Source organism: Pseudovibrio sp. Alg231-02 (assembly GCF_900143565.1).
GTDB lineage: Bacteria > Pseudomonadota > Alphaproteobacteria > Rhizobiales > Stappiaceae > Pseudovibrio.
This window is the reverse complement of the sequence record NZ_FREX01000006.1, coordinates 86,395-105,655: the sequence shown is the minus strand read 5'-3', so window position 1 is coordinate 105,655 and position 19,261 is coordinate 86,395. Positions and strand designations below refer to the sequence as shown.

Annotated in this window: 18 protein-coding genes and 1 tRNA gene; 15 read left to right on the top strand and 4 right to left on the bottom strand. The window is 53.1% G+C overall.

Going from position 1 to position 19,261, the window contains the following annotated elements; genetic code table 11:
- Nucleotides 1–6: 6 nt before the first annotated feature.
- Nucleotides 7–246 carry a helix-turn-helix domain-containing protein gene (locus DHN43_RS16540; RefSeq protein WP_108819343.1) on the bottom strand — a complete coding sequence of 80 codons (240 nt, stop codon included), beginning with the start codon at nucleotides 244–246 and terminating at the stop codon, nucleotides 7–9.
- Nucleotides 247–337: 91 nt separating this feature from the next.
- Between DHN43_RS16540 and DHN43_RS16535 the strand changes: the two genes are divergently transcribed.
- From DHN43_RS16535 to DHN43_RS16500, 8 genes are read left to right on the top strand one after another with little or no spacing between them, the layout of a single operon-like run.
- Nucleotides 338–754 (top strand): hypothetical protein, encoded by a 417-nt coding sequence (locus DHN43_RS16535; protein ID WP_108819342.1) that lies wholly within the window; start codon nucleotides 338–340, stop codon nucleotides 752–754.
- A gap of 57 nt (nucleotides 755–811) precedes the next feature.
- Nucleotides 812–1,330, top strand: a complete 519-nt coding sequence (locus DHN43_RS16530; protein WP_108819341.1) for a hypothetical protein — start codon at nucleotides 812–814, stop codon at nucleotides 1,328–1,330.
- Nucleotides 1,331–1,336: 6 nt separating this feature from the next.
- On the top strand, nucleotides 1,337–2,752 hold the full coding sequence (locus tag DHN43_RS16525) for a phage portal protein (RefSeq protein ID WP_108819340.1): 1,416 nt from the start codon (nucleotides 1,337–1,339) through the stop codon (nucleotides 2,750–2,752).
- Nucleotides 2,749–4,530, top strand: coding sequence for a prohead protease/major capsid protein fusion protein (locus DHN43_RS16520; protein ID WP_108819339.1), 1,782 nt, complete (start codon nucleotides 2,749–2,751; stop codon nucleotides 4,528–4,530). Before DHN43_RS16525 ends, DHN43_RS16520 begins: the two co-directional genes overlap by 4 nt.
- Nucleotides 4,530–4,742 (top strand): phage head-tail joining protein, encoded by a 213-nt coding sequence (locus DHN43_RS16515; RefSeq protein ID WP_108819338.1) that lies wholly within the window; start codon nucleotides 4,530–4,532, stop codon nucleotides 4,740–4,742. Before DHN43_RS16520 ends, DHN43_RS16515 begins: the two co-directional genes overlap by 1 nt.
- Nucleotides 4,743–4,757: 15 nt before the next feature.
- Nucleotides 4,758–5,090: a DUF2190 family protein gene (locus DHN43_RS16510; RefSeq protein ID WP_108819337.1), complete on the top strand. Its 333-nt coding sequence runs from the start codon at nucleotides 4,758–4,760 to the stop codon at nucleotides 5,088–5,090.
- Nucleotides 5,091–5,098: 8 nt separating this feature from the next.
- A complete protein-coding gene (locus DHN43_RS16505; protein WP_057462193.1) occupies nucleotides 5,099–5,287 on the top strand; it encodes a hypothetical protein in 189 nt (62 codons plus the stop codon).
- Entirely contained in the window at nucleotides 5,284–6,330 is a 1,047-nt protein-coding gene (locus tag DHN43_RS16500; protein WP_108819336.1) for a site-specific integrase, read from the top strand. Before DHN43_RS16505 ends, DHN43_RS16500 begins: the two co-directional genes overlap by 4 nt.
- A 74-nt stretch (nucleotides 6,331–6,404) precedes the next feature.
- Here DHN43_RS16500 and DHN43_RS16495 read toward each other — a convergent pair.
- A tRNA-Ser gene (locus tag DHN43_RS16495) sits at nucleotides 6,405–6,494 on the bottom strand.
- A gap of 310 nt (nucleotides 6,495–6,804) precedes the next feature.
- Here DHN43_RS16495 and DHN43_RS16490 point away from each other — a divergent pair.
- From DHN43_RS16490 to DHN43_RS16460, 7 genes are all read left to right on the top strand, one after another.
- Nucleotides 6,805–7,122, top strand: coding sequence for a hypothetical protein (locus tag DHN43_RS16490; RefSeq protein WP_208860253.1), 318 nt, complete (start codon nucleotides 6,805–6,807; stop codon nucleotides 7,120–7,122).
- Between the two features lie 26 nt (nucleotides 7,123–7,148).
- The gene (msrA, locus tag DHN43_RS16485) at nucleotides 7,149–7,823 is read left to right on the top strand and encodes a peptide-methionine (S)-S-oxide reductase MsrA (RefSeq protein ID WP_063296235.1); all 675 of its coding nucleotides are present in this window, start codon (nucleotides 7,149–7,151) and stop codon (nucleotides 7,821–7,823) included.
- Nucleotides 7,824–8,031: 208 nt separating this feature from the next.
- The gene (locus DHN43_RS16480; protein WP_063286691.1) at nucleotides 8,032–8,511 is read left to right on the top strand and encodes a MarR family winged helix-turn-helix transcriptional regulator; all 480 of its coding nucleotides are present in this window, start codon (nucleotides 8,032–8,034) and stop codon (nucleotides 8,509–8,511) included.
- Between the two features lie 415 nt (nucleotides 8,512–8,926).
- A complete protein-coding gene (locus tag DHN43_RS16475) occupies nucleotides 8,927–10,399 on the top strand; it encodes a methyl-accepting chemotaxis protein (protein WP_208995457.1) in 1,473 nt (490 codons plus the stop codon).
- 243 nt (nucleotides 10,400–10,642) lie between these two features.
- Nucleotides 10,643–12,448 (top strand): aminodeoxychorismate synthase component I, encoded by a 1,806-nt coding sequence (pabB, locus tag DHN43_RS16470; RefSeq protein ID WP_108819333.1) that lies wholly within the window; start codon nucleotides 10,643–10,645, stop codon nucleotides 12,446–12,448.
- A gap of 182 nt (nucleotides 12,449–12,630) precedes the next feature.
- Complete coding sequence (gene xsc, locus DHN43_RS16465; protein WP_063286688.1) at nucleotides 12,631–14,409, top strand: sulfoacetaldehyde acetyltransferase; 1,779 nt, start codon at nucleotides 12,631–12,633, stop codon at nucleotides 14,407–14,409.
- Nucleotides 14,410–14,622: 213 nt separating this feature from the next.
- Nucleotides 14,623–15,201: an AAA family ATPase gene (locus tag DHN43_RS16460; RefSeq protein WP_108819332.1), complete on the top strand. Its 579-nt coding sequence runs from the start codon at nucleotides 14,623–14,625 to the stop codon at nucleotides 15,199–15,201.
- A gap of 38 nt (nucleotides 15,202–15,239) precedes the next feature.
- Here the strand turns inward: DHN43_RS16460 and DHN43_RS16455 are convergent, their stop codons facing one another.
- Both DHN43_RS16455 and DHN43_RS16450 read right to left on the bottom strand, forming a co-directional pair.
- Nucleotides 15,240–17,714, bottom strand: coding sequence for a GcvT family protein (locus DHN43_RS16455; protein WP_108819331.1), 2,475 nt, complete (start codon nucleotides 17,712–17,714; stop codon nucleotides 15,240–15,242).
- Between the two features lie 79 nt (nucleotides 17,715–17,793).
- A complete protein-coding gene (locus tag DHN43_RS16450) occupies nucleotides 17,794–19,131 on the bottom strand; it encodes an aminotransferase class III-fold pyridoxal phosphate-dependent enzyme (RefSeq protein ID WP_108819330.1) in 1,338 nt (445 codons plus the stop codon).
- Nucleotides 19,132–19,261: the final 130 nt, after the last annotated feature.

Sequence of the window (19,261 nt, the reverse complement as noted above, 5' to 3'; positions counted from 1 at the left end):
TAGCAGTCACCCCGATTTCTTGGATAATCGGACACCAGCACCACCACCGTTCTCTGGTATGAACGCTACACCAGCAGATTCCATTGCAGATTGTAAATCAGCAAGTGTACGCGCATAAGGGTTGCGCACATCTCTCTCAAAGTCGGCTATAGTTTTCTTCGCAACTTTCGATTTTTCTTCCAAATCCCCCTGCGACCAACCAATCAATGCTCGTCCGGCTCGACACTGCGCTGGCGTAATCGTCATTTTTAATGTCACCTTACATTTTTAGTGTTGACTTATTTCATGTAAGGTTACATCAATAGTGTATAGTTAGCAATCAATCATGGAGAACGCGATGAAAGACCTTTTTCGCGAACGGGAGAAGTGCGCCCAAAGCCCGGACCGCCGCGCGGTGCTGACCGGAAGCCTCGCCAGCATTGCCGTGGTGGCAACACCCAGCGCCAAAGCCACCCCACACGATCCCCTGCCAGACCTGGCACAGCGCTACAAAACCGCCTGCCAGCACTACTGCGAGCTGAAGATCCCCAAATCCGCCAGCTTCGCCGAGGAAGACGCCCTCCTGCGCCCCTACAGCGACGCCGTCACCACCACCTACCGCCACCTCATCGACACCCCCGCCCCAACCCTCACCGGCATAGTCACCAAACTCCGCCTCTTCCTAGAAGAGATGACAGTCGCCGGACACCTAGACCCCGACTACGCCCTCATCGCCTCAGCGCTGAAAGATTGTGAATTTCAAAGTGTCACTTGACACTCAAAACCATATCGCTATATTTAGTGTCAATCGACACCGAACAAGGAGAGCGCAGTGCCCCTTAAACGCAGACATTACCTCAAGCTTGCTGGCGTAGATGACCAGCTTTTCAAAACCCTTCAGCGCAGAGAGCAAGTGCCCGGCTTTGCCCGTCGCATCTCCGAGGACAAGAAATCCAGCGATGAGCTGTATTCTGTTGTTTCAGCCTTTCAGCTTGCACTGGCAGATAATCTGGCGAGCCAAGCCTCAGCAGACCGTACAGAAGCCGCCGCGATCTCCACCGCTTACGCGCTTTACTTCTCTGACCTCTGGTCAATCTTCAAAGACACCGGAGACGTCTGGATTTGCAATTACAAAGAATGCACCATCCAGAACAGCGACGGCACAGAAGTCATCAAGCAGGCACCGACAGCTTTTGGCGGAACCATTGAGCAAATTCTTGCCCAGATTGCACAGCGCAATGCCGATACAGACAAAGAAGTTCGCTCTCTTGCTTTCGTCAATGCAGGGGCAATCTTTCGCCGGATGCAGCGAGTTGCCAAAGACGATGACCTCAACATCGGACTGGAGTAAGCACTCATGATCCAGCCCCGCCGCCCACTTGCAAAACGCCTTCAAAACCTCGTCGCCCGGATGATCGGGCTGGAGGCTGCTGGACGGGGGCACAGGTGGCAAGGCATCGCGGGGATCGGCAATCTTTCCGAGGCGACCGCAGCCGGATCAAAGACCATCCAAGAGCGCGGGGTTGCGCTTTCCACCAACAACCCATGGGGACACGCCGCCGTTTCCGGCCTTGTGGCCAACTACATCGGTGCCGGCATCGTCACCCGCCCCAAATTCCCGACAGACACCATCCGCGACACAATCCAGAAAGCCCATGAGAGCTGGCTGGAGACTTGCGACTTTGAAGGGCGGCAGGATTTTTACGGTCTGCAAGCCCAAGCAATGCGCGAGATCGTGGTAAAAGGCGAAAGCTTCATCCAGCTGGTGCAGAGTGGCACAGACCTGAAGCTAAAGCTCATCCCCGCCGACATGGTGGACGCCACGTTGTTCCGCGAGCTGGAAGGCAAAGGCCACATTTTCGCAGGCGTCGAGTTTGATGCAGATGGCAAGCGCATCGCCTACCACGTGCTGCCCCGCCGCCGTGGCACTGCCCTGCTGCAAAACCTTGGACACATCCGCGTCCCTGCCGAAGATATGCTGCATGTGTTTGTTCCGCTGGAGCCAGGACAAGTGCGCGGCCTTTCATGGCTCTCCCCCGTTCTGCTCCGCGCTCAATCACTGGACAGCTACGAAGACGCGCAGCTGGAACGCCAGCGGGTTGCAGCCTTGTTCGCTGGCTTTGTGAGAGACGTCAACGGACAAGCCAATCCATTCGATGGCGAGCAAAAGAACGGCCTGCTGGAAACTGGCATGGAACCGGGAGCCCTGCACTTTCTGCCACCGGGATCGGATATCGAGTTCCCCAACCTGCCAGACGTGAAAGACTTCCCTGCCTTCATCCAGTGGCAACTGAGAGCCATGGCAGCAGGGCTTGGCATCACCTACGAGCAGCTGACAGGCGACTATTCCAACTCCAATTATTCCTCCAGCCGCGCCGCCCTGCTGGAGTTCCGCCGCAAGGTGGAGAGCGTCCAGCACCTTGTTCTGGTCAAACAGTTTCTACAGCCGATCTATGAGCGCTTTGTGGGATTGCTGGCCGTGCGGGGCACGCTGGATCTAGGCGCCTACTCCGCAGAGCCGGAAGCTTTTCATGCTGCCGAGTACCTGCCACCCGCATGGCCTTGGGTAGACCCTGAAAAAGACGCGAAAGCCGCCATTCTTGAAATTCAAAACGGACTGACCAGCCGGACCCGGGTTGTCGCGCAGCGCGGCTTCTCCGTCGAGGAAATCGACGAGGAGCGCAAACGCGACACAGACAGGGAGCGGGGTATTGGTCAACAGATGTCCGCTGGCACCAACCCCGCTCCCTCAACTTCAGGAAAAGCCGCATGAATGCCCCAGCCTTCCTCACCCGTGATCTGACTTTCAAATCCTCCAGCCTCGACGAAAAACAGCGGACCGTCGAGGCAACCGCCACCGCCTTTGGCAGCGTGGACCGTGGCGCTTACATCGAGCGACTGGAACCCACAGCCACCACAGCGGAAGCCTTTATCGGCCTTCCGGTTTTAGACAGCCATCGCCAGGACAGCCTGAGTGCAGTGCTTGGCACCGTGACAGCAGCACGGACAGAGAACGGCTGCATCATCGTCACCATCAAGTTTACCTCTGACAGCCGCGCCAACCCAGTGATTGCCGACATTCGCGAGGGAATGATTACAGGCGTTTCCATCGGCTACCAGATAGAGAAATGGGCGGACAGCAGAGATCCGGACACCGGACGCTCCATTCGCACCATCACCCAGTTCAAACCAAGAGAAGTCAGCTTTGTCAGTGTGCCAGCGGACCCGGACGCAAGGATCAGAGCAATGCCAACGGAGAACCAACCCAACTCGCAGGAACCACCCAAAACACCCACGCCAGACATGGCGCAACGCAACCAGCAGATCCGCTCTATCGCAGGGACATTGAACCTGACCACTGAATGGACTGACAGCCAGATCGACAGCTCAGCCACACTGGACGAGATCCGAGCCGCTGCAATTACCGAGGCCGAGAAGCGGACGACACCGCCGATCCGGACGCAATCGGCGCAAATTCTCGCAGATCACACCGACCCACACACCCGCGCCGAACGCATGGCCGACGCCATGATGACGCGCATTGACCCAACCCATAAGCCGGAGGACAGCGCCCGCGACTTCATCGGAATGTCTATTCCGGAGATGGCTCGCGATTGTCTGCGCAATGCCAATGTTTCAACCACGGCCCTTTCCCAGGCAACGATTGTCTCCCGTGCCCTGCATTCTACCAGTGACTTTCCCCTCATCATGGGAAACACCGTGGGGCGGACATTGCGTCAATCCTATGAGAGTGTGCCAAGCGCTTTGAAGAAACTGGCACGACAAACCACCGTGAAAGACTTCCGCGCAAAGCACCGGATTATTCTTTCTGAAGCTCCGGATTTGGAGAAGCTCAACGAGCATGGTGAATACAAACACGGCACCATGAGCGAGAGCGCAGAAAGCTTCAAAATCGACACCTTCGGACGGATGATCGGTGTCACCCGCCAATCACTCATCAACGATGACCTTGGCGCTCTGAACGATCTACCGCGCAGACTAGGCATTGCAGCAGCAGACTTTGAAGCAGAGTTCTTCATCAAGTTGCTGGAGATGAATGGCGGCAAAGGGCCGAAGATGGGAGACGATAAGCCAGTTTTCCATGAAGGCCATCGCAACCTTGCACAAACCAAAGGCAAGCCGTCCATTGAGACACTCTCTGTATTGCGTCAGGCACTGCGCCACCAGGTGAGCCTGTCCGGCAAGCGCCTCAATCTCTCCCCTCGCCATCTGATTATTCCAGCCGAGCTGGAGACACTGGCACAGAAGCTACTTGCCGAGATCACACCAAACCGCATCGACGATGTGAACCCGTTCTCTGATCTGGGAATGGTGGTGGAAGGTCGCTTTAACAATCCGGATCGCTGGTATCTGGCAACCAGCCACAGCCAGATGGACGGCTTGGAATATGCCTATCTGGAAGGTGAGCCAGGACCGCAGACCGAAACCAAAGCCGGATTTGAGATTGATGGCATCAAGATCAAAGTCCGTCTCGACTTCGGTGCCTGCTTCGGCGACTGGCGGGGCTGGCAAATGAACGAGGGCAAGTGATGGCTAGCCTGGAAGAGCTGATTGCTCGTCGTGACAAGCTGGAAAAGACAAGAGCCAAGGGTGTCAAAACCGTTCGCTTTGGTCGCGATGAAGTCACCTATAAATCTGACAGCGAGATGGCCGTCGCCCTTGCAGATCTCAATAGGCAGATTGCAGCAAACCAAGGTCGCACAGTTCGTCGGGTTCGCATTATTTCAAACAAGGGCGCTTAGGCGCGGAGATTGCACATGAGGAATTACATTCAGGATGGCGTTGCCATCACATTGACTGCACCACATGACGTTTCCAGTGGTGAAGGTCTTCAAGTCGGCTCTCTGTTTGGTGTGGTCGCAACCAATGCGGCCTCTGGTGAAGAAGTAGAGACTGTCATGCAGGGGGTATTTGAGCTTCCCAAATCCGACAGTGAGCAGGTTGCACAGGGTGAGCCTCTTTACTGGGATAAGGCTGAAAAACGTCTCACCACCACTGCATCAGACAATCTGAAAGTTGGTGCAGCAGTGCTGGCAGCAGGCCCAGCAGAACCAAGCGTACGCGCTCGCCTCAGCAGCTACTCAGCATAGGAGCAGGCATGGCACGGCAAACAGTTCCATTTAAACAGGCTGATGTTGTTAGGGCTTACAAGGCAGCTGAGAAGGTTGGTATTGCTCCCGAACAGCTGCGCGTCACGATCCGACCGGAAACCCAAGAGATTGTCATGGAGCCACTCAAGCAAGAGGTGAATGACAATACTCCTAATCCTTGGGACGACCTCCTATGAGACGGAACCGAAGCGGATTGCCGCAATATTGCAGCTGGAACAAAGACAGGCACGGCACCCGCCGTGTCCGTTTCCGCAAGTCAGGGTTCTCAACCTATCTGACAGGCACACCCTATGGCGACGATTTCATGCGCCAGTATTACGGCGCACTGGAAGGGGTGAAAACACAGAGTGCCAACATAGCAGCAGAGCGCACGAAGCCAGGAAGCTTTGATGCTCTCTGCGTTGCCTACTATCGTTCACCTGAGTTCCTCGGTTTACGAGACAGCACCAAGCACACCTACCGAGGAGTTATCGAAAAGCTCAGGGAAAGGATTGGCAAGCTTCCTATACGCCGCCTGGAACGCAGACACATCAAGAAACTACTCGGAGAGATGGAAGACAGGCCACAAGCTGCAAATCGGGTTCTATCTCTCCTGAAGATCCTGCTCGACGTTGCCATGGATCTGGGAATGATCGCCAACAATCCAGCGCGTGGAGTGAAGGGCTTCAGGAAGAAGACAGAAGGCTTTCATAGTTGGACTGAGGAAGAAATAGAGCAGTTCACAAAACAGCACTCTGAAGGCAGCAAGGCATACCTTGCTCTCACTTTGCTTCTTTACACCGCACAAAGGCGTTCTGACGTCGTGACCATGGGATGGCAGCATATTTCAGGAAGCAACTTGCGGGTCACACAGCAGAAAACAGGAACTGCACTCTCGATTCCTCTGCACAGCACCCTCCAGCAAGCACTTTCACAAACACCAAAGACGAACATGACCTTCCTTGTCACCGAGTTTGGAAAACCATTCTCAGTGGCAGGCTTTGGAAACTGGTTCAGAGACAGGGCGAGAGAAGCAGGACTGAGTAACTGCTCTCCCCATGGTTTGCGCAAAGCAGCAGCACGAAGACTGGCAGAAGCAGGTTGTTCAGCAGACGTGATTAAAGCCCTGACAGGACACCAAAGCTTGAAGGAGCTGACAATCTATACCGCGGCAGCTGATCAACAGCGCTTAGCCACTCAGGCAATTGGAAGCCTGAAAGCACAAGACGAGAACAGATAATTGTCCAACCAACTCAAATGAGCTGGACAAAACATCTACTAAACAACTGAGATGTAAGGGAAAAGAAATGGTAATGGCGGAGAGACAGGGATTCGAACCCTGGAGACGGTTCCCCGCCTACACACTTTCCAGGCGTGCGCCTTCGACCACTCGGCCACCTCTCCGCATTCCGCTCACCGGGTATGCCCGGCGGCGTGAGAGGGGGTATATGCAAAACTATTGGGGGGCGCAAGAGGTCTTTTCGATTTTTTTGCCATGTATCCCCACTCTGTGGAACCAGAATGAAAACAAAGGCATTTTTCTGCCTGTCTACGGGCAACCAATCACAATCCATTACGCAGTTTTGACTGGAATTTAAGAGCGTCTGGCATGCTTGTTCTGATAGGTTGCACCTTAGATTGCATGAGGTACTGTGGATACACGCAGGCTCATTGCGAGTTTAAAAGATAGCTGACAGAAAAAGGAAGCAGACACGTGGTTGGATTTTTACTGCGTTTTATAGGTGTGTGGTTTGTCGCCATAGCGCTGGTCTCATTTGTCGTGGATGCCACTAAGAGCATTGCGACCTCCAGCTGGACCTCTTCACCGCTGGGACTGATCTGGTTTGATCTGTCACCAGAAACGCTCAATGCATCCCAGGCGGCCATCCAGCGGTACGTGAGCCCTCTTCTCTGGGATCCGATTATTCAAAGCCTGCTGCTGATGCCGCCGTGGGTTATATTCGGACCTCTCGGACTAATTATGCTATGGTATGGCGACAAGCGGCGTCGCATCAGCACAACCCTGCTGTGATGCAGAGTTCTTACAGGTAAGTGAATATGTCGTTTCTCAGAATGCTCTCAAACAAGTTTAAAATGCCGGATACAGGTACAGCGCTGCCAGGCCGGGATACACCAATCATGACTCCTGGAAAGCACTTCGTAAATGGTCATGATCTGAATGGGCCATATCCTGAAGGGATGAAAGAGCTCTATGTGGGCATGGGGTGTTACTGGGGTGCTGAACGCGCCTTCTGGGAGCTGCCGGGTGTGTATGTAACTGCTGTAGGCTTTGCAGGTGGCGCTACAAAGAATCCGACCTACCACGAAACGTGTACTGGTCAGACCGGTCACACCGAAATTGTAAAAGTGGTCTACAATCCAGAAGAAATTTCTCTGGAACAACTTTTGAAGGTATTTTGGGAGCGTCACGACCCAACGCAAGGAATGCGGCAGGGCAACGATGTGGGGACACAGTATAGATCTGCACTTTATTTGACGAGTGAGGCAGATATTGAGACGGCTAAAGAAACAGCTAAGTCTTATCAGGATGCCCTTAAGGAAATCGGCAAAAACGCAGGGATTACCACGGAAATCGGTCCGCTCGACGTATTCTATTACGCTGAAGAATATCACCAACAATATTTGGCAAAGAATCCAGATGGATACTGTGGCCTTTCGGGCACAGGTGCGACCTGCCCATTGCCGGTTTCGCCCCAATCCCCTAAGCAATAGGTGATCAAAAATAATTTATGGATAATTGCAACCTGCTAATAATCAGGGACCAAATCGGCGGTTTTTATTGATTTTGCAGGTTGCATGGTTTCGAAATACTTATTATTTTCAATTTTATTAAACTTGCATTTGTTAAATTGCAGTTTTAGGATTAACTCTAATGACGCTAAGTCAGAATCGTCAGGACAGTATTTTAGAGATTTAATTTATGATGAGAACCAATCATATTGCAGACCAACTTTCCGCGGTAAGTACAGCACTTGAAGATGCGAGTGTTGATGCTTACGGAGATCTTTCAACAAGTGCCGTCGCGGCTCTTCTTATTATGCGACGCTCTCCGGCCATCTCCATCGGTACAGTTGCGAAAGAAGTTCGTTTAAGCCATTCCGCCACCGTGCGCCTGATTGACCGTCTTGAGAAAGACTGGTTGGTCCGACGTCTTCGCCGCAGAGGCCGGGAAGTTATGGTAGAACTCACCGTTCGCGGTAAGCGTAAGGCCGTTGAAGTGGCTGAGGCGCGCCGTAAAGCAGCTCATGCGCTGCTCGGTGACATCGATGAGAGCCAATTGGACAACCTCTCCTCTCTCCTCAAGTTCATCCTGAATGACGTGGAAAGCTCTGCTTGCACACGCTTTTGCTACGATGATCCAATGGAAGATGAACAGGTTGAAGAGAACGAACCAGCCTAAGACTTAATTTTACTGGTTTAGTTTTTTTATTGATTTCAGTTTATTTTCAACGCAGAAACACCGGAGTGAACGCTTCGGTGTTCTTTGCTTTTTACACTTCCCTTCCGCTCCATTAAGCTTCTCTTAAGCATAAATCTTATACAAATTACAACTAAGATTTGAATGGAGTAATTTACGCAATTCAATTTTGAGGGCCGCCTCTTTTAGAGGCGATTGCTGTGTGATTTCGCCCTTTCGTGCGTATTATTTCTTTCATTCAACCAAGTGGTTACGGCTGCAATTGTGCTGTCTGGCTGCTTGAGGTTGTGCGCATTCCTCTTTGTTATCAGAGAGTTATAAATCCGGAATGCGTTTAGTAATTGGGTGGATGTATTTGGGTGTGTCATGCACCAATACAATTAAGGGAAGACCTGAAATGAGTGCTGCAGTCGGATTTGAAGAAGAGGTAGGCCAATCTGACACGGGTTCAACCAGTTGGCCGATTGCCTTGGGTTGGGTTCTTGCTCTCCTGAGCTTTGGGATGAGCTGGGCTGGTGATACCGGCACAATGAGCATTCTTTCGGGATCAGCTTTCCTTCTTGCTGCTATTCCAACCGCATTGTGGCTGAAAGACAAGGAATCCGGTGCAGCTGACCTAGCTTCTGGCATTTGCCTCGCCATTTTGGCTGCGGTTGCAAGCATTGCTGCTGCTCTTGGTGGATATGCAGAAGGCTGGCAAGTGGACTTCAACATCCTGTTCTTTGCCCCGCTGGTTGTTTTGGGTTCTTCTCGCAATGGCGGCGCGCTTGGCAGTTTCCTTGCAATTTCCGTAATTTATCTTCTTGGTAGCCTGTTCGTTTTGCCTGACGTCCTCGTGAGTGATCAGAGCACCATGTCTGGTAACCTCATCATTCTGGTTCTTCTTGCTGGTGTGACGATGGCCTTCCTGAGCGGTCAGGACGATGCTGAAGCTTCTAACGCGGCAGACAATGCTGCTTCCGCTCAAGCCGCAGTGATTGCAGCTGAAGTTGCGGAGAACGAACAGAAGATTGCAGAGCAATCCGAACGTATCGCATTCTTTGAAAAACACATTTCCGGTCTGCGTGACGTGGTGGATGGGCAGCTAAAGAGCCTTTCACAAAACACGCATAGCATCGTATCGGCTTCCAAAGGCCTGGAGAACGCGACGCATAAATGCTCTGGTCATACCACTGAAGTTGTTTCTTCCTCTGATTCAGCATCTGGCAATGTTCAGACCGTTTCTGCTGCTTCCGAAGAGCTTTCCTCCTCCATTTCCGAGATCGCACGCCAGATTGCGCAGGCCAACGACATGGTTGAAGCTGCAACCCGCGGTGCGCAGGAGACCAACGACACCATTGGCAGCCTTGCAGAAGCTGCAAGCCGCATTGGTGAAGTGGTTACGCTCATTCAGGCGATTGCTGAACAAACCAATCTGCTGGCCCTAAACGCCACCATTGAAGCTGCCCGCGCCGGAGAAGCAGGCAAAGGCTTTGCAGTTGTAGCCGCAGAAGTGAAAGAGCTGGCCAACCAGACCTCTAAAGCGACTGAAGAGATCGCGTCTCAGGTGTCCGCAATTCAGGGCAGAACCCGGGAAGCTGTGGACGCAATTGGCTCCATCACGTTGACCATGGATGACGTGAATGCCCACACTGGTGCAATTGCAGAGGCAATAACCCAGCAGGGTGATGCGACCAATGAGATCTCAGCTAATATCGCAGCTGCAGCTGACGGCACCATGGCAGTTTCCCAGAGCATTGCCAGCTTGAGTGAAGCCATGAACGAGGCGACAGGCTCCGTCTTCGAAGTGACTGAGAAAGCCAATAAGGTTGATGGTGATCTCAATGAAGTTCACGATACGCTAGAGCGCTTCTTCCACGACGTTGCTTAATCTGCGCTACAAATTCTGATGAAACGGGTCACCTTGGTGGCCCGTTTTGCGTTTGAGCGACGCTGCTGCTCTTCTGAAACGGCTGCCTTGAGGGGAATTTTCGGATTTTTGGGCTGAAATTGATCACAATTTACGCAAAATTACTCAAGAAACGGACTTGGAGACAATTTTATGATTGCCTTGGTCTGACGGGCTGGTATTGAGCATTCTTAATAAGGGTAACCCAAATAAGAATGGACAGGTATGGCGCAGTTTGCGTTTGGAACAGTACTTTTTGTCGACAGGCTTAGCCATGAGCCTGCGCGTCTCTTCCAAGCTCCAAAGCGCGTGCTGACCTGCCAAACTCTCTCTGAGGTCCCTCAGTTTCTTCAGCAACTGGAACAAGAACGTAAAGCGGGCCACCATCTGGCAGGCTTCTTCTCCTACGAATTTGGCTTTGCGTTTGAAGAGAAGCTGAAGCAGCGTTTTAAGGGCACAGGCAATGTGCCTCTTGCCTGGTTCGGCGTCTACGATGCGCCTCAGCTTTTGACCCGAGATGAAGAAGCCCAATGGTTGGTTGAGGCTGCAGGCAATGAAGCCGCCCCTTCCATTCACATCAACCAGTTTGACATGAGCAAAGGCGACTATGAGAGCGCTTTTGCCAAAACGCAGCAGCATCTGGCGCAAGGTGACATCTACCAGATCAACCTGACTATGCGTGCAGAGCTTGAGCAGACTGGAAGCGCAGCTGCCTTGTTTGACAATCTGCTGTTCCAGCAACCGGTTGGATATGCTGCCCTTTTGCATCTGGGTGATCAGAAAGTTCTCTCGATTTCTCCGGAACTGTTTTTGGAGCGCAAGGGCAAGCAACTGACGACACGCCCGATGAAGGGCACAGCTCAGCGTGGGCGCACGAGCGAAGAAGATGCGCGTGTACGGGATTGGCTGCAAAGTGATGTGAAATCACGCGCCGAGAACACTATGATCCTTGATCTGATGCGCAATGACCTCTCTCGCATCACCAAAGCAGGCAGTGTTTGTGTTCCGTCTCACTGTGAGGTTGAGCAATACCGTAGCCTGTTCCAGATGACCTCTACCACCACTGGCGAGCTGGTGGATGGAGCTGAACTGCCCGAGATTATTGAAGAGCTGTTTCCGTGTGGTTCTATCACCGGAGCACCGAAGCTTTGGGCTATGGAGATCATTGATGAGCTGGAAAAGAGCCCGCGTGGGATCTACACCGGCTCCATTGGAATGATTGAGCCCAATGGTGATTTCACCTTCAATGTGGCGATCCGCACTCTGGTAATTGACGAGGACGGCGCTGCTGAAATGGGGACAGGCTCGGGAGTTGTGTTCGATTCCGGTGCATCGCCAGAATATGATGAATGTCTGCTGAAACTGAACTTCTTGAAGGCGTCAGAAGAGCGTTTCACCCTGTTTGAAACTATGGGCTGGACGCCTGACGAAGGCTACACGTTGCTGGAACGTCATCTGCAACGGATGGCCGACAGCGCGTCTTACTTCGGTTTCAACTGGAATCTGGATCAGGCGTTGAGCGTGCTTTCAGACCATGCTGCAGTGTTTGATCGCGATATGCGGGTTCGGCTTGATCTTTATGAAGACGGACAGTTCATGCTGACGGCGCAGGAAATGCCGGCAGCAAGCGGGGATGACTGGCGGATCTGCCTTGCAGACGAGCGTGTGCATTCACAGGACCGGTTCCTGTTCCATAAAACCAGCCAGCGCGGATTTTACGATCAAACCCGCGCAGAGTATGCTGCTAACTATGGATGTTCTGAGGTCATTTTCCTCAATGAAGCAGGATATCTGACTGAAGGCAGCTTCACCAATCTGTTTATCCGCAAGGACGGCAAATTGCTCACCCCTGCTCTTACGCATGGGTTATTGCCGGGAGTTTTCCGCGCTGGTTTGCTGGAACATGGATATGCAGAGGAAACGGATCTGACTGTGCATGATTTGCGGGCGGCAGACGCTGTCTATGTTGGTAACTCCCTGCGAGGATTGATGAATGCCAGCCTTGTTTCCGTCAGCGCTGACGTAAGCTAGCGCTTTTCTGCTTGGGATCAGCGATGGCATTCCGCTGCATCTTCAATACCTTCTACACAACTGACCAATGCTATAGCGGAATCTGGCCCTAAACCCCTCCGCTGGCTCAGGCTAGGTTTGACTGCATATCAGAATGTGCAGATCACAGCCGTGCCTGTGACGTGATGGGGAGGACTTGTGCCATGAAAATGACGACCGAAGAGGCCTTTGTAAAAGTGCTTCAGATGCACGGAATTGATAACGCCTTTGGCATTATCGGTTCTGCCATGATGCCAGTTTCGGATCTCTTTCCTGCCGCAGGTGTCAAGTTTTGGGATTGCGCCCACGAGTGTAACGCAGGCATGAGCGCGGATGGATACTCCCGCGCAACCGGTAAGATGAGCATGGCGATTGCTCAGAACGGTCCGGGTATTACCAATTTTGTAACACCGATCAAGACAGCCTACTGGAACCATACACCCCTGCTGCTTGTTACCCCGCAGGCAGCCAACAAGACCATCGGACAAGGTGGCTTTCAGGAAATAGAGCAGATGGCTCTGTTTGAGGATATGGTTTGCTATCAGGAAGAGGTTCGTGATCCTTCCCGTATTGCAGAAGTGCTGAACCGTGTGATTGAGAAAGCCTGGCGCGGGTGCGCTCCAGCTCAGATCAACATACCGCGTGATTTCTGGACACAGGTGATCGACATCGAGCTGCCGCAGATTGTGCGCATGGAAAAGCCGCGTGGTGGTGTGCAGTCCATCAAGAAGGCTGCTGAGCTGCTGTCTGATGCAAAGTTCCCTGTCATTTTGAACGGCGCAGGTGTTGTGCTGAGTGGCGCTATTCAGGCGTCTGCTGCTTTGGCGGAGAAGCTGAGTGCACCGGTCTGTTGTGGCTATCAGCACAATGATGCATTCCCCGGCAATCACCCGCTTTCCGTCGGTCCGCTTGGCTATAACGGCTCAAAAGCGGGCATGGAAATGATCTCGAAAGCGGACGTGGTGCTGGCTCTTGGGACGCGGCTCAATCCGTTCTCTACCCTGCCTTGCTACGACATGGATTACTGGCCGAAGGACGCCAAGGTCATTCAGGTGGACATCAATTCTGACCGGATCGGGCTGACCAAGAAGGTAAGTGTCGGCATTCAGGGAGATGCTCGCGCTGTGGCTGAGCAGATCTTGGAAGAGCTAGCGGATCACGCTGGTAATGAGGGACGTGAAGACCGGGAAGCACTGGTGCATCATGCGAAGTCCGCGTGGTTGCAGGAGCTTTCCTCCATGGACCACGAGGATGATGATCCGGGCACAAGCTGGAACGAGCGCGCCCGTACACGCGAGCCGCAGAAAATGTCTCCACGCATGGCATGGCGGGCTATTCAGGCAGCACTGCCGAAAGAGGCGATCATCTCCTCTGACATTGGCAACAACTGCGCTATTGGCAATGCCTATCCGAGTTTTGATGAGGGGCGGAAGTATCTTGCTCCGGGTCTGTTCGGGCCTTGCGGTTATGGCTTGCCCGCCATTTTGGGCGCGAAGATTGGGCGTCCTGACGTGCCAGTGGTTGGGTTTGCCGGTGACGGTGCCTTTGGTATCTCCATGAACGAGATGACCGCGTGTGGTCGTGATGACTGGCCACCAATCACCATGGTGATCTTCCGCAACTATCAGTGGGGCGCGGAGAAGCGCAACACGACACTGTGGTACGATGATAATTTCGTTGGCACTGAACTTAATCTAGAAGTGCAATACGCCAAGATTGCAGAAGCTTGCGGCCTGAAGGGCATTCAGGTGTTCGGCACTGATGAGCTGACCAAGACCCTGAATGACGCCATTGAGGGCCAGATGGAGCGTAACGAGACCACGTTCATTGAGGTGATCCTTAATCAGGAACTTGGTGAGCCTTTCCGCAGAGACGCCATGAAAGCACCTGTTGCTGTCGCTGGCATCAACGCGGAAGATATGCGCGAACAAGAACTCGCGTAAGTCCCCCAGCAGTGCCCGTCTCGCCTCCTCTGAGAGGGGCATGAACCTTAAAGCCCGCGCAGTGCAAAGCTGCCCGGGCTTTTTTCTTTTAAATTGTCTGCGCACCAACGGAGGTTGCCTGAAGGTCAGGCTTCGAATAGGCTCACCAGCACACTTTCTCACACGCCTCCCTCTTCGGCCTACTAGTGCTACACCTCTTCTGGAACCTTCATTATGCTTATCGTTTTGAATGGCTATCCCGGTGTTGGGAAGCTGAGCATCGGCCGAGAGTTAGCGGACACTATAGATGCCCGTCTCTTAGATAATCACACCGTCTGGAATCTGGCCTTCGCTCTGACTGAACGGAAAACCCCTGCTTTTTACAAGAGTATTAAGGCTGTTCGTCGCCTTGCTGATGATCTTATATGCGAGCTGCCTGCCGGTGTACCTGTGGTCATGACAGAAGCTCTTACCGTTGGGAGTGCATTTTGCGAAGAGTACTGGGCTGGCCTTGAACAGCTCTCGCTATCTCGCGGTCCCCTCCTTGTTGTGCATGTGCATTGTGAGCTGGAAGAAAACCAGCGGCGCATTCAGAGTTCAGATAGAGACCTGAAGCGCAAACCGCGTGATGCTGAATACGCAGCTCAAAACCACCAGAGAGCGAGAGATCTGCTCGGTAAGGATGCAGAACACTTCATGGAGCTGGATGTAACTGAGCTGACTGCTGTAGACGCTGCAGAACGGATTGCCGACTGGATCAAATGCGTTAAAGCTGAGCAAGTGAAAGAAGCTGCATCAAACTCATCAGATTAGATTAGCACCTCGCACACAGCGCGAGGTGCTCGCTTAAGTTATGCGTCTTCTACTTCCTTTAGTCCCCGCATGCGGAGGCTTTTGGGGTCGTACATTGGCTTGAAGGATGCTTCTGCGTCGCAGAGGGTGCCTTCGACGTCGATCTGGTAGCTGGAGGCGAGCATGTCTTTGATTGTTTCGCCTTTGCATGGCACGTAGCCAAGGCCAATGGCACCGCCCAGAGTGTGGCCGTAGTTGCCAGAGGTGAGGTAACCGACGATCTCACCATCGCGCAGGACAGGTTCGTTGTGATGCAGAAGTGGCTCTGAATCTTTCAGCTTGAACTGCAGCATTCGGGATGAGAGGCCCTCTTCTTTCCTTCGCAAGACTGCGTCTCTGCCGATGAAGGATGGTTTCTTGGTGCTGACAGCAAAGCCGAGACCTGCTTCCACAACATGATCTTCCTCGGTGATATCGTGTCCGAAATGTCGGAAGCCTTTTTCGATGCGCAGGGAATCCATTGCGTGGAGACCGCAGAGTTTCAGGTCGATATCAGCGCCTGCTTCCACGAGTGTCTCATAGGCATGGGCGGCCATGTCGGTTGAGACATAGAGCTCCCAGCCCAGTTCACCCACATAGGACACACGGTGTGCACGAGCGAGGCCCATGCCGAGTTCGATCTCCTGCATGGTTCCGAATGGATGGTTCTCGTTGGACCAATCGTGATTGGAGACTTTGGAGAGCAGCTCTCGCGAGTTTGGCCCCATCACCACCAGTGTAGCCTCGCCTGCTGTGATGTCGGTGATGACTACATTGGCGCCAGCCTTGTGCTTATTGAGCCAGCTGAGTTCCCGGATAACAGTGGCTGCTGGAGTTACGAGTAGATAAGCAGTCTCCGAGAGGCGCGTCACGGTGAGATCGGCTTCAATACCACCTCGTTCATTGAGGAACTGCGTGTAGACAATTTTGCCGACAGGCACGGACATATCTCCACCGCACATATGATTGAGCAGGCTTTCCGCATCCGGGCCTTCAACGCGGATTTTGCCGAAAGAGGACATGTCATAGAGGCCGACATTGTTGCGGATGGCGAGGTGCTCACGCTTGGAGTTCTCAAACCAGTTTTGGCGTTTCCAAGAGTATTCGTAGGTCGGGTCTTGCCCCTGCTCTGCAAACCAGTTTGCGCGTTCCCAACCAGCAACTTCACCAAAAGCTGCGCCTGCTTGTTTGAGATGTTCATGCAGCGGAGAGCGACGGACACCGCGTGCCGTGGCTTTCTGGCGGAAAGGGAAGTGATCGGCATAGAGCAGGCCGAGCGTTTCTTTCGAGCGTTGATAGAGGAACGTTTTGTTGCCCATAAACGGCTGCATGCGCCGGATATCAACATCGGAAATATCAAAGGGTGGATGGCCATGCTCCATCCAATGGGCGAGCGCCATACCTGCACCACCAGCGGATTGAATACCGATGGAGTTGAAGCCAGCGCAGACAAAGAAGTTCTTGAGTTCCGGCGCTTCGCCCAGATGATAGGCATCATCCGGTGTGAAACTTTCAGGGCCGTTGAAGAAGGTGTGAATGCCAGTTACGGCCAGCTCGGGGAAACGGTTGACCGCTTGTTCCAGAATGGGTTCGAAGTGCTCGATATCTTCTGGCAACTGGTCAAAACAGAAATCATCCGAGATGCCCTGCATGCCCCATGGCTTGGCGGTTGGCTCAAACGCGCCCAGCAGGATTTTGCCGGCATCTTCCTTGTAGTAGGCACATTCATCCGGCACGCGCAGCGTGGGGAGTTGTGGGAGGCCAGCGATATTATCTGTGACCATATAGAAATGCTCACAGGCATGTAACGGCACGTTGACGCCAGCCATTTTGCCCAGTTGATGCGCCCACATGCCTGCACAATTGACCACATAGTCAGCTGCGATGTGACCTTGCTCATCACTGCCATCTCGCTGCCAAGAGACACCCGAGACCGCTCCATTTTTCTTAGCGATGCCTGTGACTTTGACACCTTCAAACACCTGTGCTCCGCGTTGGCGGGCGCCTTTGGCAAGAGCAAGCGCAATGTTGCCCGGGTCACCCTGCCCATCCTTTGGCAGGTAGACGGCTGCTGTGACATCCTCGGCATTTACATAAGGGTAGCGGTCCAACAGTTCTGAGGTGGAGATCTCTTCCACTTCCACCCCAAACGCCCGCGCCATTGCGGCTGATCGCAGGATTTCACTGCGGCGTTCTTTGGTTAAGGCAACTGTGATTGATCCGTTGCGGCGGAAACCTGTCGCGATTTCGGTTTCAGCTTCCAGCTCGCCGTAGAGCTCCTGCGAGTATTTGGCGAGGCGCGTCATGTTTTTGGATGCGCGTAATTGGGCGATCAGCCCTGCAGCATGCCAGGTGGTGCCGCACGTGAGCTGCTTGCGCTCCAGCAGCACGATGTCCTGCCAGCCAAGCTTTGCCAGATGATATGCAACTGAACACCCGGCAATACCGCCACCAATGATCACGACACGCGCATTTTGCGGAATAGACTTCGTCATTGATCGCCTCCCCTCAACCAATTTGAAAAACAAAAGAAGAGCACAAATGTGCTCTTCTCAAAACAATACTTTCTTCGATCTATTCAGCTATGAGCGTTTTCCTCATTGCATCTACGATCTCATCAACATGACTTCGCTCTGCAATAAACGCTGGCGCCAGGATGGCTGTGTCCCCCGTCCATTTGGCGTGACAGCCGTTCCAGAACAATCGCTTTTGCATCTCGTTGCCGCGGATGCCCGGTTTACCGGGAAGCGGGTGAACCTCTACACCGCCCATAAGCCCGTAGCCTCGGATATCCTTCACAATCGGGATATCCTGCAGGGACCAGATTGCATCAAGGAAGTAATCACTCAGTTCGGCTGCCCGATCAAACAGCCCTTCTTCCTCATAGATCTTCAGCGTTGCTAAACCTGCTGCACAGGCTGCCGGGTGCGCCGAATATGTGTAGCCATGGAAGAACTCGATGGCATTTTCTGGCGCTGCTTCGGTGATGGTTTCATAAACCTGATCCGACGCTGCAACGGCACCCATCGGGATTGCTCCGTTAGTGAGTGCTTTTGCCAGTGTTATGATGTCTGGCATCACGTTGAACGCATCCACTGCAAACGGTTTGCCGAGACGTCCGAAGCCAGTGATCACTTCATCAAATACCAGCAAGATACCGTGTTCATCACAGATCTGACGCACGCGCTCCAAGTATCCCTTTGGTGGGACGAGCGTTCCGGTAGATCCGGCAACAGGCTCAATGAACACAGCGGCGATTGTGGAGCCACCGTAGGTCTCGCAGAAGCGCTGCAGATCATTTGCCAGTTCCACACCGGTTTCCGGCTGGCCTCTTGTGAAGGCGTTTTCCTCGTTCCACGTATGGCGCATCATGACGATGTTTGGCATGACAACCGGGAAAGTTTCGCGGTTTTTGACCATACCAGCCAAAGAGACACCGCCCATATTCACGCCGTGGTAGGCCCGTTCACGGGAGACAAAGCGAGTGCGCTGTGCAGCACCGTTTGCACGATGATAGGCCATGACCATTTTCAGCGCGGTATCGATGGCCTCCGATCCTGAATTCACAAAGAACACGTGATTGAAAGGCTCTGGCATAATTTTGGTGAGTTTTGCCGCAAACTCAAAGGATGTCGGCTGGCCCAGCTGGAAGGGCGCTGTGTATCCGTTCTGCATCATTTGAGCATGAACAGCATCCGCAATCGACTTGCGCGCATGGCCTGCAGGCACGTTGAACAGCCCGGAAGAGCCATCGACCAATCTGTCACCGTTTTGATTCCAAAGGTACATCCCCTCTGAACGGGTGATGAGACGCGGTGCGCTTTTAAATTCTTTGTTTGCGGAAAACGGCATCCAGTGTTGCTCAAGAGAATTGGTTTTCGCTTGTTCAATCGGCTCTGCAAGGACACTCATCTCGATCTTTCTCCTAGAACACTGAGTTATTCGCCAACAGTTCCCCAGAGGTACTGTGAGAAATATCTTGTCGCCGAAATAATAGGTCAGATAGGTCCAGTTGTTCTTGACCATAGAGCCAGATGAACTC